This window comes from Natronomonas marina (assembly GCF_024298905.1).
Taxonomy (GTDB): domain Archaea; phylum Halobacteriota; class Halobacteria; order Halobacteriales; family Haloarculaceae; genus Natronomonas; species Natronomonas marina.
Map to the genome: position 1 here is coordinate 3,333,210 of NZ_CP101154.1, position 18,251 is coordinate 3,351,460.

Annotated in this window: 18 protein-coding genes; 9 read left to right on the forward strand and 9 right to left on the reverse strand. The window is 65.5% G+C overall.

Going from position 1 to position 18,251, the window contains the following annotated elements; translation table 11 throughout:
* The first annotated feature begins 38 nt into the window (after window positions 1–38).
* The 3 genes from NLF94_RS17350 (at window position 39) to NLF94_RS17360 (ending at window position 3,566) form a co-directional block, all read left to right on the forward strand.
* Window positions 39–578: a TRAP transporter small permease gene (locus NLF94_RS17350; RefSeq protein ID WP_254838896.1), complete on the forward strand. Its 540-nt coding sequence runs from the start codon at window positions 39–41 to the stop codon at window positions 576–578.
* Window positions 579–1,868 carry a TRAP transporter large permease gene (locus NLF94_RS17355; RefSeq protein ID WP_254838897.1) on the forward strand — a complete coding sequence of 430 codons (1,290 nt, stop codon included), beginning with the start codon at window positions 579–581 and terminating at the stop codon, window positions 1,866–1,868.
* A 330-nt stretch (window positions 1,869–2,198) separates the two neighbouring features.
* Window positions 2,199–3,566 (forward strand): MmgE/PrpD family protein, encoded by a 1,368-nt coding sequence (locus tag NLF94_RS17360; RefSeq protein WP_254838898.1) that lies wholly within the window; start codon window positions 2,199–2,201, stop codon window positions 3,564–3,566.
* A gap of 102 nt (window positions 3,567–3,668) precedes the next feature.
* Here NLF94_RS17360 and NLF94_RS17365 read toward each other — a convergent pair whose 3' ends face one another.
* Window positions 3,669–4,043, reverse strand: coding sequence for a nuclear transport factor 2 family protein (locus tag NLF94_RS17365; protein WP_254838899.1), 375 nt, complete (start codon window positions 4,041–4,043; stop codon window positions 3,669–3,671).
* A gap of 265 nt (window positions 4,044–4,308) precedes the next feature.
* On the opposite strand from NLF94_RS17365, the gene NLF94_RS17370 reads away from it, so the two are divergent.
* The gene (locus NLF94_RS17370) at window positions 4,309–5,709 is read left to right on the forward strand and encodes a dihydroorotase (RefSeq protein ID WP_254838900.1); all 1,401 of its coding nucleotides are present in this window, start codon (window positions 4,309–4,311) and stop codon (window positions 5,707–5,709) included.
* Window positions 5,591–6,679, forward strand: coding sequence for a DUF3891 family protein (locus NLF94_RS17375; protein WP_256558648.1), 1,089 nt, complete (start codon window positions 5,591–5,593; stop codon window positions 6,677–6,679). Before NLF94_RS17370 ends, NLF94_RS17375 begins: the two co-directional genes overlap by 119 nt.
* 289 nt (window positions 6,680–6,968) lie before the next feature.
* On the opposite strand, the gene NLF94_RS17380 is transcribed toward NLF94_RS17375, so the two are convergent.
* The 7 genes from NLF94_RS17380 to NLF94_RS17410 form a co-directional block, all read right to left on the reverse strand.
* Window positions 6,969–7,124: a hypothetical protein gene (locus tag NLF94_RS17380; protein WP_254838902.1), complete on the reverse strand. Its 156-nt coding sequence runs from the start codon at window positions 7,122–7,124 to the stop codon at window positions 6,969–6,971.
* 121 nt (window positions 7,125–7,245) lie between these two features.
* Window positions 7,246–8,055, reverse strand: a complete 810-nt coding sequence (locus NLF94_RS17385) for a CPBP family intramembrane glutamic endopeptidase (protein ID WP_254838903.1) — start codon at window positions 8,053–8,055, stop codon at window positions 7,246–7,248.
* 183 nt (window positions 8,056–8,238) lie between these two features.
* A complete protein-coding gene (locus NLF94_RS17390) occupies window positions 8,239–9,066 on the reverse strand; it encodes an ABC transporter permease (protein WP_254838904.1) in 828 nt (275 codons plus the stop codon).
* Between the two features lie 374 nt (window positions 9,067–9,440).
* Entirely contained in the window at window positions 9,441–9,953 is a 513-nt protein-coding gene (locus tag NLF94_RS17395; RefSeq protein WP_254838905.1) for a halocyanin domain-containing protein, read from the reverse strand.
* A 96-nt stretch (window positions 9,954–10,049) separates the two neighbouring features.
* Window positions 10,050–10,796, reverse strand: a complete 747-nt coding sequence (locus NLF94_RS17400) for a dolichyl-phosphate hexose transferase (RefSeq protein WP_256558649.1) — start codon at window positions 10,794–10,796, stop codon at window positions 10,050–10,052.
* 44 nt (window positions 10,797–10,840) lie between these two features.
* Window positions 10,841–12,412, reverse strand: a complete 1,572-nt coding sequence (locus tag NLF94_RS17405; protein ID WP_254838906.1) for a GMC family oxidoreductase — start codon at window positions 12,410–12,412, stop codon at window positions 10,841–10,843.
* Entirely contained in the window at window positions 12,409–12,936 is a 528-nt protein-coding gene (locus NLF94_RS17410; RefSeq protein WP_254838907.1) for a gluconate 2-dehydrogenase subunit 3 family protein, read from the reverse strand. Before NLF94_RS17410 ends, NLF94_RS17405 begins: the two co-directional genes overlap by 4 nt.
* A gap of 172 nt (window positions 12,937–13,108) precedes the next feature.
* On the opposite strand from NLF94_RS17410, the gene NLF94_RS20820 reads away from it, so the two are divergent.
* Window positions 13,109–13,243 carry a hypothetical protein gene (locus NLF94_RS20820; RefSeq protein WP_256558650.1) on the forward strand — a complete coding sequence of 45 codons (135 nt, stop codon included), beginning with the start codon at window positions 13,109–13,111 and terminating at the stop codon, window positions 13,241–13,243.
* 18 nt (window positions 13,244–13,261) lie between these two features.
* Here the strand turns inward: NLF94_RS20820 and NLF94_RS17415 are convergent, their stop codons facing one another.
* Window positions 13,262–13,921, reverse strand: coding sequence for an alpha/beta hydrolase (locus NLF94_RS17415; RefSeq protein ID WP_254838908.1), 660 nt, complete (start codon window positions 13,919–13,921; stop codon window positions 13,262–13,264).
* Window positions 13,922–14,230: 309 nt separating this feature from the next.
* Between NLF94_RS17415 and NLF94_RS17420 the strand changes: the two genes are divergently transcribed.
* The 3 genes from NLF94_RS17420 (at window position 14,231) to NLF94_RS17430 (ending at window position 18,202) form a co-directional block, all read left to right on the forward strand.
* Window positions 14,231–15,631: a M14 family zinc carboxypeptidase gene (locus NLF94_RS17420; RefSeq protein ID WP_254838909.1), complete on the forward strand. Its 1,401-nt coding sequence runs from the start codon at window positions 14,231–14,233 to the stop codon at window positions 15,629–15,631.
* A gap of 444 nt (window positions 15,632–16,075) precedes the next feature.
* Window positions 16,076–16,246: an HVO_0416 family zinc finger protein gene (locus NLF94_RS17425; RefSeq protein ID WP_254838910.1), complete on the forward strand. Its 171-nt coding sequence runs from the start codon at window positions 16,076–16,078 to the stop codon at window positions 16,244–16,246.
* A gap of 108 nt (window positions 16,247–16,354) precedes the next feature.
* A complete protein-coding gene (locus NLF94_RS17430) occupies window positions 16,355–18,202 on the forward strand; it encodes a UvrD-helicase domain-containing protein (RefSeq protein WP_254838911.1) in 1,848 nt (615 codons plus the stop codon).
* The last annotated feature ends 49 nt before the right edge of the window (window positions 18,203–18,251 follow it).

Here is an 18,251-nt window from a genome sequence, read left to right on the forward strand (position 1 = left end):
AGTTATAAGTGAGAGTACAACATGAATCTGAGTGAATCATGGAACTGAACGTGTCTCGCATCGCACGCGACGTCGAACGCAATCTCGAGGGGTACGTAAGCACGGTGCTGATGCTATCGTACACGGCGATCATCCTGTACACGGTAGTCCTTCGGACACTGGGCATCCAGATACAGCAGCTGTACATCCAGGAAGTCGTCATCGGGGGTTTCATCTGGCTCGGGTGGCTGTCGGTGTCGTACGTCATTCGGACCGACGGTCACCTGCGTTTCACCTACTTCAGCAAGGACTACTCGGCACGGAAAACGTACGTCGTCTACGTCGTCGAGTGGATCTGCTGGCTGGTGTTTGCAGGGATCATCTTCTGGTTCGCTCTCGACGTGCTTCAGACGCGTATCGATTCCGGCGGGAGGATTACAGGGACGGACGTCCCGTCGTATCTGCTGTATCTCTCCGTGCCGGTCGGTTTCGGGATGATCCTACTCCGCGTTCTACAGCAGGCCGTGATCGTCACGAACCAGTTCCGAAGGGGCAAAGAAATAGGAATCGCGGAAAACCCCGAGGCTCAGGACGTATAGATGCTCGAGTTAACCATCGGGCAGGTGATGATCCTGCTGACGATACTGAGTGTCATCCTTTTCGTGTCGGGCGTCTCCATCGCACTGGTGTTCGGCATCTGGGCCGTCGGTTTCACTTACTTCTCCCCGATCTTCCCGTTCGTCAATATGTCGCTGGTCGCGTTCAACGAACTGAACACGTTCCCGTTCGTGGCGATTCCGATCTTCATCGTCGTCGGCTCGTTGATCAACAAGGTCGGGATGGCCACTCGAATCATCGATTTCACTCGCTCTATAGGCGGGTGGCTCCCCGGAAGCACCGGGAACACCTGTATCTACACGGCGGGCGTATTCTCCGCCATTACGGGATCGAACGCCGCGACGACCGCCTCCGTCGGTGAAGCGCTGTACGACGATCTCGTCGACGAGGGATACGACGAGGACTTCGCAGCGGCGACGATCGCCTCGGGCGGCACGCTCGGGATCATCATCCCACCGAGCGTCCTGTTCATCATCTACGGGATCACGTTCGGCGTGTCCGTCTCACAGCTGTTCATCGTCGGGACGATCCCGGGGATCATGATGATGATCAGCCTGTCGGCGACCGCGAGTATCATCGCGTACCGGCGGGGCTACGGCACGTCCGAGTTTTCGTTCAGTGTCCGAAACATCCTGCAGAGTACGTGGGGCGCCAGGAACGCGTTCATCACGATCGGGTTGTTGATCGGCGGAATATTCCTCGGCGTGTTCACGCCGTCCGAGTCCGCGGCGGTGGCGTTCACGTACATCCTGGGGGTCGGGCTCTTCGGTAGCTCGATTCAGAACCTCCGTGAACTCGTCGAGCCGTTCCTCACGTCGATCCAGGTCATGGGGATGATCATCCCGATCTTCGTGTCCTCGGTGATGATCCAGCAGGGGCTCTCGTTCTTCAACCTCCAGACGGTCGTCGCCGATCTGATCATGTCGCTCGGCCACCCTGCCCTGATATTCGTCGGTATGATCGTCGTGATGCTGATCAGCGGCTCCATACTCGACTCCGTCCCGAACATGATCCTCACTGCACCGCTGCTCGCGCCGGCGGCGTTTTCGCTGGGTCTGGATCCGCTGACCTGGGCGGTCGTGTTCATGATCAGCGACGCGATCGGCTTCATCACCCCGCCCTACGGACTGAACCTCTACATTATCAGCGGGATGGTCGATCTGGACTACATCGACGTCGCCTACGCGGCGCTTCCGTACCTGGTCGCGCTGTGTATCGTCTGGATCCTCTTCTTCGCCTTCCCGGAGTTGAACGTCCTCTCGCCCGTGTGAGGACGTGACCGCCACCGTCCGTGGCGGTCCGGTCGCTTTGCTGTTCGTCCACCCGGTCTCGAAGCCGGTGGTCGCTCCGTCCGGGAAAATCGATTTCGTTTGCCCAGCACCGGTTTCCGGGGAAATCCCATCGACGAGCCGGCCGAAGGAACTGTGGTCGGGTAGCAGGGCGTCCCGAAGTCGATCGGAACCGTTTCACGGTACGACCGCACGTCGGCCTGCGGCCGACAGAACCTGACGTATATCGGTCACTCCCCGGCCGGTAATGGAGAGGCGTATAGACACTGCTGCCGACACAACCATTATGTCCGCCGGCACGGATGCTCGTGCATGGCTAGTTCAGCGGAAAGAGAGTGGATGGCACAGGCGATCGAGTTTCTCTCCTCGCCAGTCCCGGAACCGGTCCTCGACGAGGGCGTTCTCGTGCTTGCGGACGTACTATCGGCAGCAGTCGCCGGCGCGGATACCGCAGCAAACGAGCGGGTTGCGACCGGGATGCAGGTTGCGGCCGGGAACGCGTCGATTGTCGGAACCGGACGGACGGCGTCACCTGGGAACGCTGCGCTGGTGAACGGGACGACGGCCATCTCGGCCGAGATCGAGGAGGGCCACAACAGAGGCGGACACGTCGGTGCGGGCATCGTCGCCGGTGGCTTCGCGCTCGGTGAGGCTGCGGACGCCGACGGGGAGTCACTGCTCGAAGGGATCGTGAAAGCCTACGAACTGTGTACCCGCATCGAACACGCCATCTGGTCGATGAAAGACCGTCTCGACGACGTGACGCCCTGGCATCTCCGCGACCCCCACGGCACATGGACGACGGTCGGGCCGGCGGTCGCGGGGGCGATCGCGATGGGATGTGACGACGAGACAGTCGTCGAGGCGTTCCGACTGGGTGCGAACCTGGCGGTGCTCTCGATGCACGACCCCTATCGGGAAGGCTCGCCAGCCAGGAACGTCACGTCGGGGCTCTCGACGCAGGTCGGGGTGAACGCTGCGCTTCTCGCCGACGCCGGACTCGCCGGCTCACGGGCCGCGATTCGGGAGGTGTACGACCCGCTCCGCGAGATGGACGAAACGTCGTTCGACCGGTCGTTCGGAGAGTTGGGCGAGGCCTGGTCGATCACCGAGAACTACTACAAATTCACGCCGTCCTGCTGGTACACGCACGCCCCGCTGGCGGCACTCGATACCGTCGTGGACGACGTTCGAGTCGACGAGGTCGAGTCGATCGACGTCTTCACCTACAACAGGGCCAGTGCCCTCGACCACACCGACTGTGCGACACCGACGAGCGGGAAGTTCTCGACGCCGTACGTTCTCGCCCGAAAGCTCATCGGTGACGGTGCGGACCTCTGGTTGGACGACTTCGACGAGTCGTCACTCTCCGACCCCGCAACGCGAGCGCTCGCCGACCGCGTCGGCCTTCATCGGGACCCCGAGTACGAAGACCGGTTCCCGGACCACCGGAGCGCACGGGTCGAGGTGACACACACCGACGGGACCACGCTCGAGGCGGAGTGCGTCGACGCGCCCGGGGATCACCGCAACTTCCCGGGGAACGACGCGCTCGAGGGGAAGTTCGAGCGCCTACTCGAGACCCGTCTCGACGCCGGAGCGACGGACGCCCTCGAAGTACTCCTCGACGTTCGTCACCGGAGTGTACGGGACGTCGGGGCGGCGCTACGAACCGCGTAGACGCCGAACGCATCGTATCGGCGGCCGGGTTCGGGTCGAGCGGGGTGATGGACGCTACCGCTCCGACAGGAACGACCGATTCGACGGCGGGGGCAGGGTCGATCAGGTGACGCCATCGACGATGAGATCGTTCCAGATGTCGAGCCGCCGTATGAGCCCGTCATCGACCTCGTAGACGTCGACGTACCGGACGCCGGAGAAGCCTTCGCCGTCATTGTCCTCCCCGTAGAGGGTTCCGATGCTTATCGCCGCCTGGTCCGTCTCGATCCACCGGTCGAAGTCCTTCGCGGCCCAATCGTATCGTGGGTCGTAGTGTGCGAGAAACGCCTCGGTTGCGCCCGGCCCCTCGAACCGCGCACCGGGGACCGTTATCACCGCGTCGTCTCCGACCAGTTCGTCGACGGTGTCCCGTCGTTCGTCCTCCAGACGGTTCAGAAACTCCTCGGCAATCTCTCTTGGCGTCGGCTCGAATACCATGTGGTGAACGTCTCCGGGGAGTTAGAACAAATACTTTGTGCGGAGGAGACACCGGCGATGCCGAAGCGGGGCCTGCGAACGAAATTTTATGTTGCTACACCCGCCAGTACTGTTCGATCGAACCCATGACTCGACAACTGCCGCCGAACCGCTGTGCCGACACGAGCGACGATGTCCGCCGAACGGTGCGGTGGCGTATCGATAGCGACCGATCCGTCGCGGGGTTGGGTGGGGTTTCTCCCGTTCGAACGTACGGGGGCGAGCGATGAGGCACGATCTAGTTATCGCCGACGGTACTGTCGTCATCCCGGGTGACGGGACGATACGTGCTGACGTTGCGGCCGATGATGGCACCATCTCGGCCATCGCGCGACCGAACACGCTGTCGGGTGCCAGGATCGTCGACGCATCCGACAAGTACGTCCTGCCGGGTGCGATCGATCCCCACACGCACCACGGCATCTATCGGGGCCTCGAAGCGGATGCCGAAAGCGAGTCCCGTTCCGACCTCGTGGGCGGCGTCACCACCATCGGGAACTTTTTCCGGCGCGCTGGATCGTACGAGGACATTATGGAGAGCTACTTCGCCGAGGCCGAGTCGAATTACTATCACGACTACTTCTTCTCGCTCGGACTCCTCTCGTTCGAGCACATCGACGAGATCCCGCTGATAATCGACGACCTCGGTATCACCTCGTTCAAGTGGTATATGAACTACAAGTATGCGGCGGCGGAGAAGTTCGGCGTCGACTGCGAGATGCGCGACGACTTCGGTGACGCACTCGTCAAGACACTGGCTGCACAGGACGCCCCGACGACGCTCGGCTACCACTCGGAGAACGTCGAAATAACGAACGCGCTTTCGGGTGGCAACGTCTACATCACGTCGGAAACCGAAGACGACGAGAGCGACTCTGGCGAGGGGTACGAGGTGATGGTCGAGGAGTTCCCCGACTACGCCGAGATGCAGAGTATGGTCGCGGGTGCGGCGCTGGCGAAGGCCCACGACTACGACGACAGCTTCTATGCGGTCCACATCTCCGCCGGTCGAACTGCCGACGAACTCGCGGCACTCAAGACGGCGGGATACGATCTCCGAGGCGAGACCTGTACACACTACCTCACACTGACGACCGAAGAGTGCGACGAGCGGATGAAAGTGAACCCTCCGGTTCGGGGGCAGTCGGACCGGGAAACGTTGTGGGACCGGGTGGCCGACGGCACCATCAGCTGTATAGGGACGGATCACTGTGCAAACGTCTCGGCGGACAAAATCGGGTCGGGAATCCGGGATAGTGCCCTCGGGTTCCCGTCGAGTTCGACGATGCTGCCGTTGATCCTGTCGGAGGGCGTCAACGAGGGTCGCATCTCGCTGGAGCGCGCCGTCGAAGTGACGAGCACGAACACGGCGAAGGCCTGGAACCTCTTCCCGAAGAAGGGGACGATACGCGTCGGGAGCGACGCCGACCTCGCGGTCGTCGACCTCGACGAGACCAAGACCGTCACACCGGAACTGCTGCAGGGTGCAGCCGACTACTCCATCTACGATGGGCGCGAAGTCACAGGGTGGCCGACGCATACGATCGTCCGCGGCGAGGTCGTCTACGAAGACGGCGAAATCGTCGGTGAAAAGGGGCACGGGACCCACATCGACCGGCCGATCTGATCGGACCCCAACGGCCGCGACGCTCGGATACCAGGCCCGTTGTCGTTCGCGTCCTTTGGCGACGGAGGCACAAGAGCAAAGCACCTCCCCGAGCAACTGTGACCATGTTAGCGAACGAGAGGGCCCGACAGTGTTAGCACCGGAGCGTGCGGACGGATACCATATCGTCGCACAGAACGAACACGCAGTCATGGCCGGTCGGTTCGCCGATAACTGGGGCACCGACCGCGTCGAAGCGCCGAAGCCGAACGCGGCAATGTGCGCGGCCGGGTACGCCCACGACAACGGCTGGTGGCCCTGGGATCTGTACCCGCACCTCCGGGAGGACGGTGCACCGGTCGACCTATTCGAGGTCCCGACCGAGAACTGGATACAGTTCTACGAACGGGGCATCGAGAACGCGGTCGAGATGGATCCGTACGTCGGTCTGTTGGTTTCGATGCACGGCGCCGGCATCCGTCGCCAGCGCTACGGGACCGCTCCGGGAATGACCGACCGACAGCAGCAGTATGCGGAGTTCGTCACCCGCGAGGAGAACCGGCAGCTACGTCTCGGGAAGGAGCTCCGTCGTTCGGACCGGTACGGCCCGTACGTCACGGACGAAGCGCTCGACATGCTCGACACGCTTCACCGTACCGGGACCTACGACGGAGACAACCCGCTGTGGCGGAGCTACTGTCTGCTCCAGGCGTGGGATCAGCTCTCCCTTCGGTTCTGTCTGTATCCGGCACTGGAATCGACGACGCTTGGACCCGTTCCAGCTACTGACGGCGATCAGGTGGACATCAGCGTTACACCGGTCGACGACACGACGGTCACGCTGGATCCGTATCCGTTCTCGGTCGACCCTCTCGTTGTCCCCGTCCGAAAGCGAGTGATCCCGGCCCGCGAGTACGCCACCGCGGCCGAACTCCGCACCGCCTACTACGAGGCCGACCTCCAGACGACCGACTTCACACTACAAGAGTAAACTCGCCGTTCGCGTTCAGTGTCCCTGACTTCGGCGTTTCCTGTGAACCGCCTCGGGGTCAAGTGGTTCGAGAGAGCTTCGCTCTCTCGTCATCCCGGAAGACTTCGTCTTCCGTACGACCCCGAGGCACTCGGCCTGCTCCGCCTGTAGATAACAGGACCGTCGTGAATACCATAGTTTCGTATTCGAATACACTTATGTTTCCAGGCGTTTTACGTTGTGTGTATCCTGCTAAAGACACTTTTCGAGAGACTGTCGAAGGGAGACGGATGCGGTGGGGGACGAATCGTTACAACCGAACCGGCCGACGTCGTCGGCTCGCCGACCGGGAGATTCCCGGCAGGGAGGCCGTCGGCCTCGAACCGTAGCCGTCGAACGACGAGTGGCCGGCGACCGAGGCGGTTGCCGTCGTTCCGGCGAGACCGAGGACCGTTCGTCGGTGCATATCGAAGATCGGTCTCGCCCGGATGAATGCGTTATCCTGACTCCCGGAAATGGAGAACGAGACGTCCGTGCCGCCGGCGTCGCAGCGCCGTGTGACCGACGGTCGAGTTCCCCTCGGGGAGTCAGGTCCCGAGGACGATGCCGGTCGAGACGGCCAGGAGGGTGACGTGGAACCCGGCGTGTGCGACCATCGCCGCCTCCAGGGAGCGACGCCAGAACAGCCACCCGAACCCGACCCCGACGACGGCGTTGATCGTGACGGTCCGGACGACGAGACCGGGCGTCAACTCGAGCGTCGCCGCCAGCGCCGGCAGGTGGCCGACCCCGAAGGCGACCGCCGACACGACGATTGCGGTCCACATCGTCGCCCGCGACGGCTCGTCGCCGGCGCCGCCCAGCGCCGACCGCACCCGCCAGCCCAGCCAGGCCAGCGGCGCCATCAGCCCCCACCGGAGGAGCAACTCCTCGGTGATGCCGCCGTAGAGGAGCCGCGTCGGAGCCGAGGCGGCCAGCGCCTGCAGGGTCTCGGCGTCCGTCAGCGGCGGGCCGGCCGGCAGCGTCACGAAGGGCGCGAACGCGAGTTCGAGCAGCAGTGCGGCGACGAACAGCCCAGCGCCGACGGCGAGAGCGAGGGGGAGCGCCTCGCGTAGCTCGCCCCAGTCGGGGGTCCCGCCGCTCCCCCAGGCGTAGACGTGCGAGCGGAGGCCCACCCGCGGCGCGGTGAGCGTCCCCAGCAGGACGAACACCACGAGCAGGAGGGTCGAGTTCACGGCGGCGACGGCGACGAGAGCAGGGAAGGAAAGCGACTCCAGGCCCGGCGTCGACCGGAGCGTCGGCGCGACGTTCACGGCGACGGCGAGGACGCCGACCATCCCGAGACCGAACAGGAGTCCACCGCCACGCCAGCGGGAACCCGAGGACGCTGTCGCCATCGCCGTCGAGTACGACGCCCCCGGTATTAGTACTCCCGCAGCGACGCCACGCGGCCTCCACGATGCCGCTTTCCTCGATGTTCGACGGTCGTCCGACCGCGTGACTCCAGACGGGGACCTAGCGGGCCGGATTCGTCCCGGTCGGGTCGGCCGACGCCTCCGGGCAGCGACGGGTCGGACCGGCTAGCTCAGGTCGGCCCGCCGGAAGCCGAGATAGCCGACGGCCAGCGGCAGGAGCGTCCAGGCCAGGAGGACGGCGAGAAAGACGGCCGGATGGAGGTAGACGGGCGCCGGGCCGCCGATCCGCGCCTCGATTGCGGTCCCCCCGCCGAGCAACAGCGCCTGCGTGAGCGCGTTGTACGCGCCGGTCGGACTCAGTCCCTGGAGGAGCAGGAGCCACGCCGGGACGACCCCGCCGGGCATCTCGCCGGTCACCAGCAGGTGGGCGGCGTTCGGGACGAGGTCCCACAGGAGCGTCAGCCCCAGATACGCGGTGATCGCAAGCGTCATCGCCCGGGCACGGGTCGCGGTGAGCGCCGAGATGCCGATGGCGATGCCGACGAAGGAGACCCCGAGCAGCGCGGTCAGGGCGGTCGTGCCGACGAACGCCACCAGCGGGAGGGTCCCGTAGATGGCCGCGGTGACGACCCCCGAGACGGCGAACCCGAGCACGAGTCCGATGGTGACGACACCGGCGCGTCCGAGGAACTTGCCCATCAGGACCTCCCCACGGGACGGCGGCAGTCCGAGCAGCACCTTCAGGCTACCCGACTCGCGCTCGCCGGCGATGGCGAGATACGCCGCGATCAGCGCCATGATCGGCACGAGCAGGCCGGCGAACTGCGAGGCGCCGCCGATGGCCGCCACCGCGCTGCCCTCCAACTCCGGGATCAGCAACGAGAATCCCGCCGACAGCGACGTCATCACGGCGATGACGGCGACGATTCCCCAGAGCATCCGCGACCCGAGTGCGTCGGCGAACTCCTTGCGTGCGATGGTCGGCCAGGTCATCGCGCTACCTCTCCTGAGTCGTCGGTCGCGGGTTTCCCGGACCCGGCGTCGGTCCGGTCCCCGGCAGCCTCCGGGGCGAGGGCCGGCGGCGCCGCTCCCGTGTAGGCGGCGAAGAGGTCCTCAAGCGAGGACTCCTCGATGGAGAGATCGAGGACGGCGGCGCCGTCCTCCCGGATACGGTCGACGACGGCTCCGTCCGGCTGTATCCGCTCCCCTGACCGTCCGGGTTCTCGTCCACGACGGGGGACCGCTTTCGGACGCTCTACACCGAAAAGCCGGAGACGAACCTCGTCGCGTCGCTCGACGAGGCACGGACGCGCTTCGACGCAGGAGGTGGGTGGTACCCGGATCAGGGGCAGGTCACTCAGCGGTGGCTACTCGACCGCGATACCGCCCTTCATACCGAGCGAGAGGTGCGGTTCGCAGTGATACAGAGCGATGCCCGCGGTGTCCATGGTGTAGGTAAACTGGACGCCGGAGCCGCCGACCGCCTCGCCCGAACTGAACTCGTAATCGGACTCCCCGAGCTGGTCGTCGGGTTCGGCCTCGACGTTGTGCGGGTTGCCTTCCCCGGTCCAGGACCACTCGATTTCGGTGCCCGTCGAGACGAGTACGGCAGAGGGGGCGTACGCGAAGTTGCCGCCGTTGCCCGCCGCTCCCGTCTCGATGGTCAGGGTGTCGCTGTCGCGGCGGTCCAGAAGCGTCCCCTCGTAGGTGTCGTCGGCGTCGCCGACCTCGGTTTCGGTGAGCCACTCGTCGATCGCCGGGTAGTCCTCGCCGGGGACGGTGTCGTCGCCGCCGTTTCCCCCGTTGCCGGTACAGCCGGCCACCCCGACGGCGGTCGAAACGCCCGCGATTCGAACGAAGTTCCGGCGACTGATGTCCATCGGTTCGGGAAACTACGCGACATCCGGGCTTAACCGCCCCGCCGATTCTCAGATGCTGGACATACGCTCGCTTCCGTGCGATTCGCCCGCCCGCGGTCAGCCGTCGAGTCGCTCCTCGACGCCGACCTTGAGGATGGACTTGGCTATCTCGGCGCCGCCGGTCAGCGGGTCGAGTTTCGTCTCGCCGGCGCGCTCGGCGTAGGTGATGGGTCGCTCGCGGATATCGTAGCCGCGGGCCAGCGGCCGCATGAGGAGTTCCGCGGAGAGCCCGGTGTTCTCGGTCCACTCGATGTCCTCGATCACATCACTTCTGTAGGCGCGCATCCCCGTGGTGGTGTCGTGGACGCGCTCGCCGAGCAGGGCGCTGGCGACGACGGCGAAGGCGTGGTTGCCGAACCGGTTGAACGCCGGCATCGCCTCGGCGCCGTGGTAGAGGCGGTCGCCGCTGACGACGTCGTAGCCGTCGTTGATGTCGTCGAGGAACTCGGGCAGTGCCTCCATCGGGTAGGTGTCGTCGCAATCGGTCGTGACGATCACGTCGCGGGTGGCGGCATCGAGTGCGGCCTCGACGGCGACGCCGTAGCCCTGCGGCTCCTGGCGGATGACGCGGGCGCCGTGCTCCTCGGCGATCTCGGGCGTCCGGTCGTCGGAGCCGTCGACGCAGACCACCTCGGCCCGGCCGTCCGTCACCCCGTCGATGTCCTCGAGCACCGTCCCGATGGCCGCCTCCTCGTTGTAGGTGCCCATCACGACGCTGAGGTCGTCGAAGGTGTACTCGTCGTCGCGCTCGTCTCCGGCGGCCGCCCCGTTTTCGTCCGTCGCGTCCGTCTCGAGGGAACTCATTGGGGAGAGCTATCCGACGGCGGCACTTGAACTTTTAGGTTTGCCTAAATCGACTGCGAGAGCGCCTCGTCGAGGTGGTCGGCGGCCAAAAGCGCCAGGGCGGCGATGGTCAGCGTCGGGTTCATCGCGCCCCCGGTGACGAAGACGCTCGAGGAGGCGATCCAGCAGTTCGAGAGGTCGTGGGTTCGGAGCCGGGGGTCGACGACGCTGGCCGTCGGGTCCGTGCCCATCCGGGTGGTGCCCATGTGGTGGGCGGCGGGACCGGTGTTGTCGGGACCGACGACGTACTCGGGGTCGACGCCCAGTTCCTCGAGGATGGACCGCTGGACCTCGTTTGCGCGTTCGAGCGTCCGGCGGGTGTGGTCGTCGACGTGCCACTCGATGCGGGGGACGGGCCGGCCGTGGTCGTCGGTCCGTTCGGGGTCCAGCGTGACCCGGTTCTCCGGGCGGGGGAGCTGTTCGGCCAGCGCGCCCAGCCCGAGATAGGTACCGTAGGCGTCCCGGAGTTGCGCCAGCAGGTCGTCGCCCCACTCCTCTGCGGTCAGCGCCTGCTCGACCGGCGACGGACCGGCGTAGTTGAGGAACTCCAGTTTGAACCGGCCGCCCGCCTCGCTCACGTCGTAGAACTGGTGGGACTCGGTGGTGTTGAAGCCGACGTGCTTCTGGCGGGTCGGGCCGTCGTACCGGCCACCCATCCCGGCGAAGCAGTGGTCCATGAAGTACCGGCCGACGGCGCCGCTGGAGTTGGCGAGACCGTCCGGGTGCTCCTCGCTCCGGGACAGCAGGAGGAGTCGCGGCGTCTCGACGCCACCACAGGCGACGACGAACGCCCGCGCCTCCTGTCGGCGCTCCTCGCCGTCCTTCCGGTAGACGGCGGCCGTGACGCGCTCGCCGGCGGCGTCGTGTTCGAGCCGCTGGACCGGGGCCTCGGCGACGACGCGGGCGCCCGCCCGCTCCGCGCGGTCGACGTGGCGTTCGGCGGTGTACTTCGCGCCCGACGGACAGACGGGCTGGCAGCTACCGTAGCCGACGCAGGCGCCGTCGCCGTCGTACGGTTCGGAGTTGCGCGCGTTCGGCACCGAGTGGGTCGTGATTTCGAGTTCCTCGCAGGCCTCCGCGAACAGCGAGTCGCTGTACGACGGCGGGAACGCGGGCATCGGGTGCGGCTGCTCGCGGGGCGGCGCGAAGGGGTTGTCCGAGGCGCCCGCCACGCCCAGTTCCGACTCCGCGCGGGCGTAGTAGGGCCGCAGGTCCTCGTAGTCGATGGGCCAGTCCCGCCCGACGCCGTGGCGGGACTCGGAATTGAAATCGTCCTCGTGGAGGCGCATCACCATCCCCTGCCAGTGCAGCGACGACCCGCCGACGCCCTTCACACGGGTGGCGTTGAGCGGGTAGAAGCGGCCCCCGGTGGTGTAGGCGTCGCGGGGACCGCCCATGTTCCAGACATCCTGTGGTCCGTAGGCCGGTCGAATCGACCGCTCCATCCGGCGCACGCGGTCGTCCTCCGGGAACCGGAGGCCGGCCTCGAGCACCACGACGTCGTGGTCGGCGGCGAGTTCGGCGGCGACGATGCCGCCGGCCGGCCCGGCGCCGATCACGCAGACGTCGGCGCTCACGGTCCCCTCCGGTAGCTCTCGGTGCCCCCGGGGTGGCCCTGGGGGTTCTCGATGCCGACCAACTCGCCCCCGGTCGGGGAGGCGTACAGCGCGAGCAGCAGGTCGTTGACGAGATAGTAGCGAACCCGCTCGGCGGTCGACCCCTCCGGGTCCTCCTCGGCGGTCTCCAGTCCCATCTCCCGCAGCAGCGAGTCGCGGTCGGCCGGCGGAAGGTCGGCGAACGGCGCGTCGTACCACTCGCTGGCGTGGGCGTCGACCTCCTCGGTGGCCGCGCGAACCCCGCGGGCGTGATCGTCGTCGGCCGCCGCGCGGCGCTCGGCGTAGGCCCCGACGAACGCCTCGATGCCCGACACCTCGCTGGGGTACACCACCTCCGCGACCGCGACCAGCGTCTCGACGTCCGGCGCGGGGCCACCGGAGGCGTCCGGCGACTCGCGCGACTCGTGGACGGCATAGGCGGCCGTTCCCGTCCCCACACCGATGGCCGCGAGCGCGCCGAGCGCGTCCCGACGGGACAGCTCCATGCCCGGGTCTAGGTTAGCCTAAACAAATGGGTTGTGGATCGGCGTCGTCCGAAGCGGGCAGACACCGGGCCCGAGTAGTCACCGCTTACGTCGGGGGCGGCGGCGGTGACGGCCGGCGCCGGGGCGTTATTACGATTATAATTAATGATATACACTGCTACCCCTCGGTCGCATGTACGAGATAAGCTGCACCGAGTGCGGACGGATCGGCTTTCACCCTTCGCGCGTCGCGGCCCAATCGCGGGCGGAGCGCCACGAGGCGGACACCGACCACGGGGTCTCCGTCGGCGTGATGGACGGGATTTGAACGGGCGGAAGGCCCCGGTCAGATTCGGCCCTCGAGCCACTCGACGACGTCGGTGACCTCCTCGGGTGTCGTGCCGTGGCCGACGCCGTAGCGCTCGAACCGGACCTCGGCGCCCCCCTCGGCGAGCAGGTCGGCGGCGCGTTCGGCCCGCTCGGGCGGGATGACCTGATCCATCGTCCCGCACCCGACGAACACCGGCTTGCCGGCGGCGTGGTCGACCGCGTCCTCGTGTTCGGCGGCGAGGTAGCCGTTCAGCGCCACCACCCACCGGTAGGCGTCGGGCCGCTCGACGAGCGCCGAGAGGCTCGTGATGGCCCCCTGGCTGAAGCCGAGCAAACCCACCCGGTCGGGGTCGAGGTCGTAGGCGTCGACGGCGCCGTCGACGAACTCGTGGACCAACTCGAGGCTCCGGCGGAACCCCTCGGGGTCCGGCTGGCTCTCGTGGAGACCGCCCGCCGAGAGGTCCAGGTCGTACCAGGTGTAACTGTTCGGCCCGCCCATCGCCTGGGGAGCGCGGACGCTGAGGACGTGCAGTTCCTCGGGCAACTGTGCGCCGAGCGGCAGGAGGTCCCGCTCGTTGGTGCCGCGGCCGTGGATCAACACGACCGCGGGCGCGTCCGTCGAGACGGTGCCCGGGCGGCTCTCGTGTACCAGCGACAACTCCTCGGGGTCGGTCATACCTCGCCGTACGGCGCCGGCGACCAAAAGCCGCCGGTAACCCGCGTCCGGTAGTGTTCAGATGAGTGGAATATTATATCAGACCGACCCGGTAGCTACCTAAGATCTGTCAGGGTCCGGCTGCTGAATATAGGCGGGGAATCCAACGCGAGACATATCGATATATCCGTCAGGTGGTAAGATACCCGTGCAAGATACAGAGGCTGAGTTCAGCAGACTGACTCTGTTTGTTTCGACTGTTCTGTGGTGAATTGACTGTCAGACCGGGGGGATAGTTATTTTTTAATCACGGCGACCGAAGTGCCGAATATGCCCGTCTCTGGCCCTCCGCGCTCGTTCGCAGAGCTCGACGATGCGATCCCTCGGTACGACTCATTCTTTACAGTCAGAGAGCACCGTGAGCGCAACCGGGCGCTTGCAGACAAGCACGACCACGTCACCTACCAAGATCTTGGAGATTCCTCTGGTGGAAACCCGCTATGGGCGGTAACCGTCGGCGATGGGTCACGGACCGCGCTGCTGTTCGGCGCGCCACACCCCAACGAACCGATCGGCTCGATGACGATCGACTTCTTGCTGCACGAACTCGCTGACAACGATGAACTGCGGGCGTCTTTGGACTACGAGTTCGTTTGTCTGCCGGTCGCTGATCCCGACGGTGTACAAAAGAACGAGGGGTGGTTCGATGGACCGTTCACGCTCGCCAACTACGCGACGAACTTCTACCGACCACCACCCCACAGGCAGGTCGAAGCGACCTTCCCCGTCGAGCACGAACAATACGTCTTCGACGACCCAATCCCGGCGACGCAGGGGTTAGCCGACTTGATCGAAACCCATCATCCCGACCTGATCTACAGCTTTCACAACACCGGCTTCGGAGGCTGTTACTACTTGTTCACCGAACCGCTTGAGCCACTGTGGGAACCGTTACGGGACCTCCCCGATGAGTACGGTATCCCACTAGATCTCGGCGAACCTGAGGTGTATGATTCGAAGGCGTTCGAGGAGCCGTTTTACTGCTTGCAAACGTTCGAGGACCAGTACAAGGACGCAGTCGGCGACGAACACACCGATCCGGAGGAGGTGCTGCTCGGAGGGAATGCATACGACCACGCCCACCAGTTCAACGAGGACGTCGTCGAGATAATCGTCGAACTGCCGTACTTCTACGAGCCACGGATTAGCGACGAAACCGAACTGGATCTGAGCCGCGAGGCGGTCATCCGCGAGGGGACCGAACGGCGACGTCAACTGCTCCGGGAATGGCAGGCCGCGGCGATGGCGGTCGAGAAGTTTCTACCCGACACGCCGATGGCCCAGGAAGCGACGGGAACGGCCTTCTTTTTCGAGGACCAGTACGACGACAAAGTCGAGTGGGCGGCGGCGTCTCCGGAGACCGACAAACCGGCGACGGCCGCTCAGGCGGTGGACGCTCGGTACGTCAGGGACTACCAGTTGCTTCCGTACGTCGGTATGTTGCTCCGTGCCATCGATCATGCGGTAATGGGTGCCGAGGATGAGGCACGCAACCGGCTGCTCGACGCAAAAGAGGCACTTGAAAACGTATTTCACAAGTGGATTGGAGAACTTCGGGGCGAACTCGATTACGAGACGCTCCCGATCTGGAAACTCGTCGCCATTCAGGCCAGAGCAGGCCTGTTCTGTCTGGACTATCGGCAACGCGAACTGGACGGGGACTCAGGCTAACACTGTTTCGATCATCCCTGAGGGAAAAGAACGACTCGGGAAGCAGGGAATTGCAACAATCCCTATGATTGACTGGCCACTGGGCTGTATGGTTCACTCATACATCAACTGTACCGACCGATCACTGGCCTTCAACATCGAGCTTCAACCCGTGCAAGACTCGCGCCCTGTATCTTGCACGCCACTCAGAACATCACTTGGAACTGATAGGATTCCCGTCGGTCAATAAGCATATCTACTTCCCAGGTGGTTCAGGGCGCATCACTCTGCAAGATACGCGCCCTGTATGCAGCAGCACTCAGTGGACATCAACGAAATCTGGCAGAATCTACGGCGGTACGTTCGCACGCTTATTTGAACACCGCCCCCGCACCCCACGACACCACCTACCGTGCGAACAGCTACCACAGAGTTTATGCCCGTGGTACGCCAACGGGGGCCTGTATGGCGACCGCAAACGACGACATCTTCGACGAGTTCCTCGACGAGCGAGGGCACGAAACCGAGTCTCTCTCCTGGGAGCGCGACTACAACAAGAAACGGTGCCCGGACTGCGGCGGGCTCCACGGGCTCGAGGCGTCGTCGTGTACGGTCTGCGGCTGGCAGCCCAACTGACCCGACCCGCGTTTTCGGCGTGCGACACCCGAAAGCGGCCGCTGTGGGTCGCTGGCGCCGTCGGTCGCAAGCACTCGTTTTATACGGCCGCGTGGCGTTAGACGAGTAATGACCCATTCCACCCATGTGACACGACTGTTCGGCGGCCCGGGCAGCGGGAAGACGACCGCGCTGCTCGACCGGGTCGACGAGATGCTCGACGAGGGGGTCGACGTCGACGACATCCTGGTCGTCTCCTACACCCGGGCGGCCGCCACCGAGGTCCGCGAACGCCTCTCGGAACGACTCGACCGCAGTCCGAAGTCGCTCCGTGGCAACGTCTGTACGATGCACGCGAAGGCCTACGAACTGCTGAACCTCTCGCGGGGCGACGTCGTCGGCGAGGACGACAAGGAGGCATTCTGCGAGGAGTACGGCATCGAGTTCGAGGACGAGTACAAGTCCGCCCGGCGGCGCTCGGCGCGGTCGACGACGCTCGGTAACAAGATCATCGCCACCTCGCAGTGGCTCCAGCGGACCGAACGCGACGTCGCCGACTGGTACGACGTTCCCTTCCAGTGGGACGACGAGGAGGTACGCCTCCCCCCAGAAATCGACGACGAGGCCCAGACGGGCAACAAGTACACGCCGACGTGGCCCTCCTCGGACGACCGGGTCGACATCCCCGAGGCCATCCGCGCGTGGCGCTCCTACAAGGGCGAGAACGGCGTCGTCGGCTTCGCCGACATGCTCGAGCGGGTCAAGCAGCGCTCGCTGGTCCCCAACGTCGACCACCTCGTCATCGACGAGTTCCAGGACATCACGACGCTGCAGTACGGCGTCTACGACGAGTGGAAACCCCACGTCGACACCGTCCTCATCGCGGGCGACGACGACCAGGTCGTCTACGCCTGGCAGGGCGCCGACCCGAACCTCCTTCTCGACGAGGAGGTCGACGACGATGTCGTGCTGCCGAACTCCTACCGGCTACCGTCGAAGATCCTCAACGTCGTCAACACCCAGATCGACCACATCGAGAAGCGCCAGGACAAGGACCTCAAGCCCCGCAAGCAGGGCGGTTCCGTCGAAGCCGTCCGCAACCCCTCGATGCTGGACCTCGTGCGGAACGTCCGCGGTACCCTCGAGGAGGACGGGGAGGGCAGCGTGATGTGTCTGTTCCGCGCCCGCTACCAGATGTTCCAGTTCATGGACGAGTTCATCGACGAGGGCATCCCGTTCAAGTCGCTGACCGACCAGCGGATGTGGACCGACCGCTTGCAGGGCTACGTCGACGCCATCGAGGCCGTCGACGAGGGCGACCCCATCGACGGCCTGCAGGCCCAGCGCCTCGGCGAGATGCTCGCCGACAGCGCCTTCGGCACCGGCGAACGGGACGACTACTTCGAGGCGCTGGACGAGCGCCAGGAGGCCGCCGGCGTCGAGGACCTCACCGAGATGGAACTGCCCGCGGCGTTCGTCGACGAGCACGCCCCCTTCGCGCCCGGCCCGGCCTCGGCCGGCGACATGCTCACGAAGGTGTCGAACTTCCAGGAGCGTTCCGTCGAGGCGTACTTCGCGGGCGACTACCGGGGGATGGACCCCTCCCGGCTCCGCCTCGGCACCATCCACTCCGCGAAGGGCCGGGAGGCCGACCACGTCTTCGTCGCCACCGACCTCACCGAGAAGGTCGTCGAGCAGATGGCCGCCTCCGTCGAGGACCCCGAGGCCGTCGAGGGCGTCACCGAGTTCACGAAGCACTCCGACCCCGTCCCGACGCTGACGGACAACGAGCGCCGGGTCTTCTACGTCGGGATGTCGCGGGCCCGCGAACGGCTCGTCATGCTGGAGAACCTCGTCGGCGGCGCGCCGACGCTTCCCATCGACGTGCTCCTGCACAACGAACCGGTCGACGTCCCGCTGGAGCAGGTGCTCGAACAGGCCCAGACGACCGGCGCCGAACTGACCACCGCGGACTGAGGCGGGCCGCCGCGACGCGTCCCGGCAGCGTCACGCGCCCGCGCTCCTA

Coding starts and splice junctions, on each gene's coding strand:
- NLF94_RS17350 (WP_254838896.1), top strand. CDS start 39: ATGGAACTGAACGTGTCTCGCATCGCACGCGACGTCGAACGCAATCTC.
- NLF94_RS17355 (WP_254838897.1), top strand. CDS start 579: ATGCTCGAGTTAACCATCGGGCAGGTGATGATCCTGCTGACGATACTG.
- NLF94_RS17360 (WP_254838898.1), top strand. CDS start 2,199: ATGGCTAGTTCAGCGGAAAGAGAGTGGATGGCACAGGCGATCGAGTTT.
- NLF94_RS17365 (WP_254838899.1), bottom strand. CDS start 4,043: ATGGTATTCGAGCCGACGCCAAGAGAGATTGCCGAGGAGTTTCTGAAC.
- NLF94_RS17370 (WP_254838900.1), top strand. CDS start 4,309: ATGAGGCACGATCTAGTTATCGCCGACGGTACTGTCGTCATCCCGGGT.
- NLF94_RS17375 (WP_256558648.1), top strand. CDS start 5,591: ATGGGCGCGAAGTCACAGGGTGGCCGACGCATACGATCGTCCGCGGCG.
- NLF94_RS17380 (WP_254838902.1), bottom strand. CDS start 7,124: ATGCACCGACGAACGGTCCTCGGTCTCGCCGGAACGACGGCAACCGCC.
- NLF94_RS17385 (WP_254838903.1), bottom strand. CDS start 8,055: ATGGCGACAGCGTCCTCGGGTTCCCGCTGGCGTGGCGGTGGACTCCTG.
- NLF94_RS17390 (WP_254838904.1), bottom strand. CDS start 9,066: ATGACCTGGCCGACCATCGCACGCAAGGAGTTCGCCGACGCACTCGGG.
- NLF94_RS17395 (WP_254838905.1), bottom strand. CDS start 9,953: ATGGACATCAGTCGCCGGAACTTCGTTCGAATCGCGGGCGTTTCGACC.
- NLF94_RS17400 (WP_256558649.1), bottom strand. CDS start 10,796: ATGAGTTCCCTCGAGACGGACGCGACGGACGAAAACGGGGCGGCCGCC.
- NLF94_RS17410 (WP_254838907.1), bottom strand. CDS start 12,936: ATGGAGCTGTCCCGTCGGGACGCGCTCGGCGCGCTCGCGGCCATCGGT.
- NLF94_RS20820 (WP_256558650.1), top strand. CDS start 13,109: ATGTACGAGATAAGCTGCACCGAGTGCGGACGGATCGGCTTTCACCCT.
- NLF94_RS17415 (WP_254838908.1), bottom strand. CDS start 13,921: ATGACCGACCCCGAGGAGTTGTCGCTGGTACACGAGAGCCGCCCGGGC.
- NLF94_RS17420 (WP_254838909.1), top strand. CDS start 14,231: ATGCCCGTCTCTGGCCCTCCGCGCTCGTTCGCAGAGCTCGACGATGCG.
- NLF94_RS17425 (WP_254838910.1), top strand. CDS start 16,076: ATGGCGACCGCAAACGACGACATCTTCGACGAGTTCCTCGACGAGCGA.
- NLF94_RS17430 (WP_254838911.1), top strand. CDS start 16,355: ATGACCCATTCCACCCATGTGACACGACTGTTCGGCGGCCCGGGCAGC.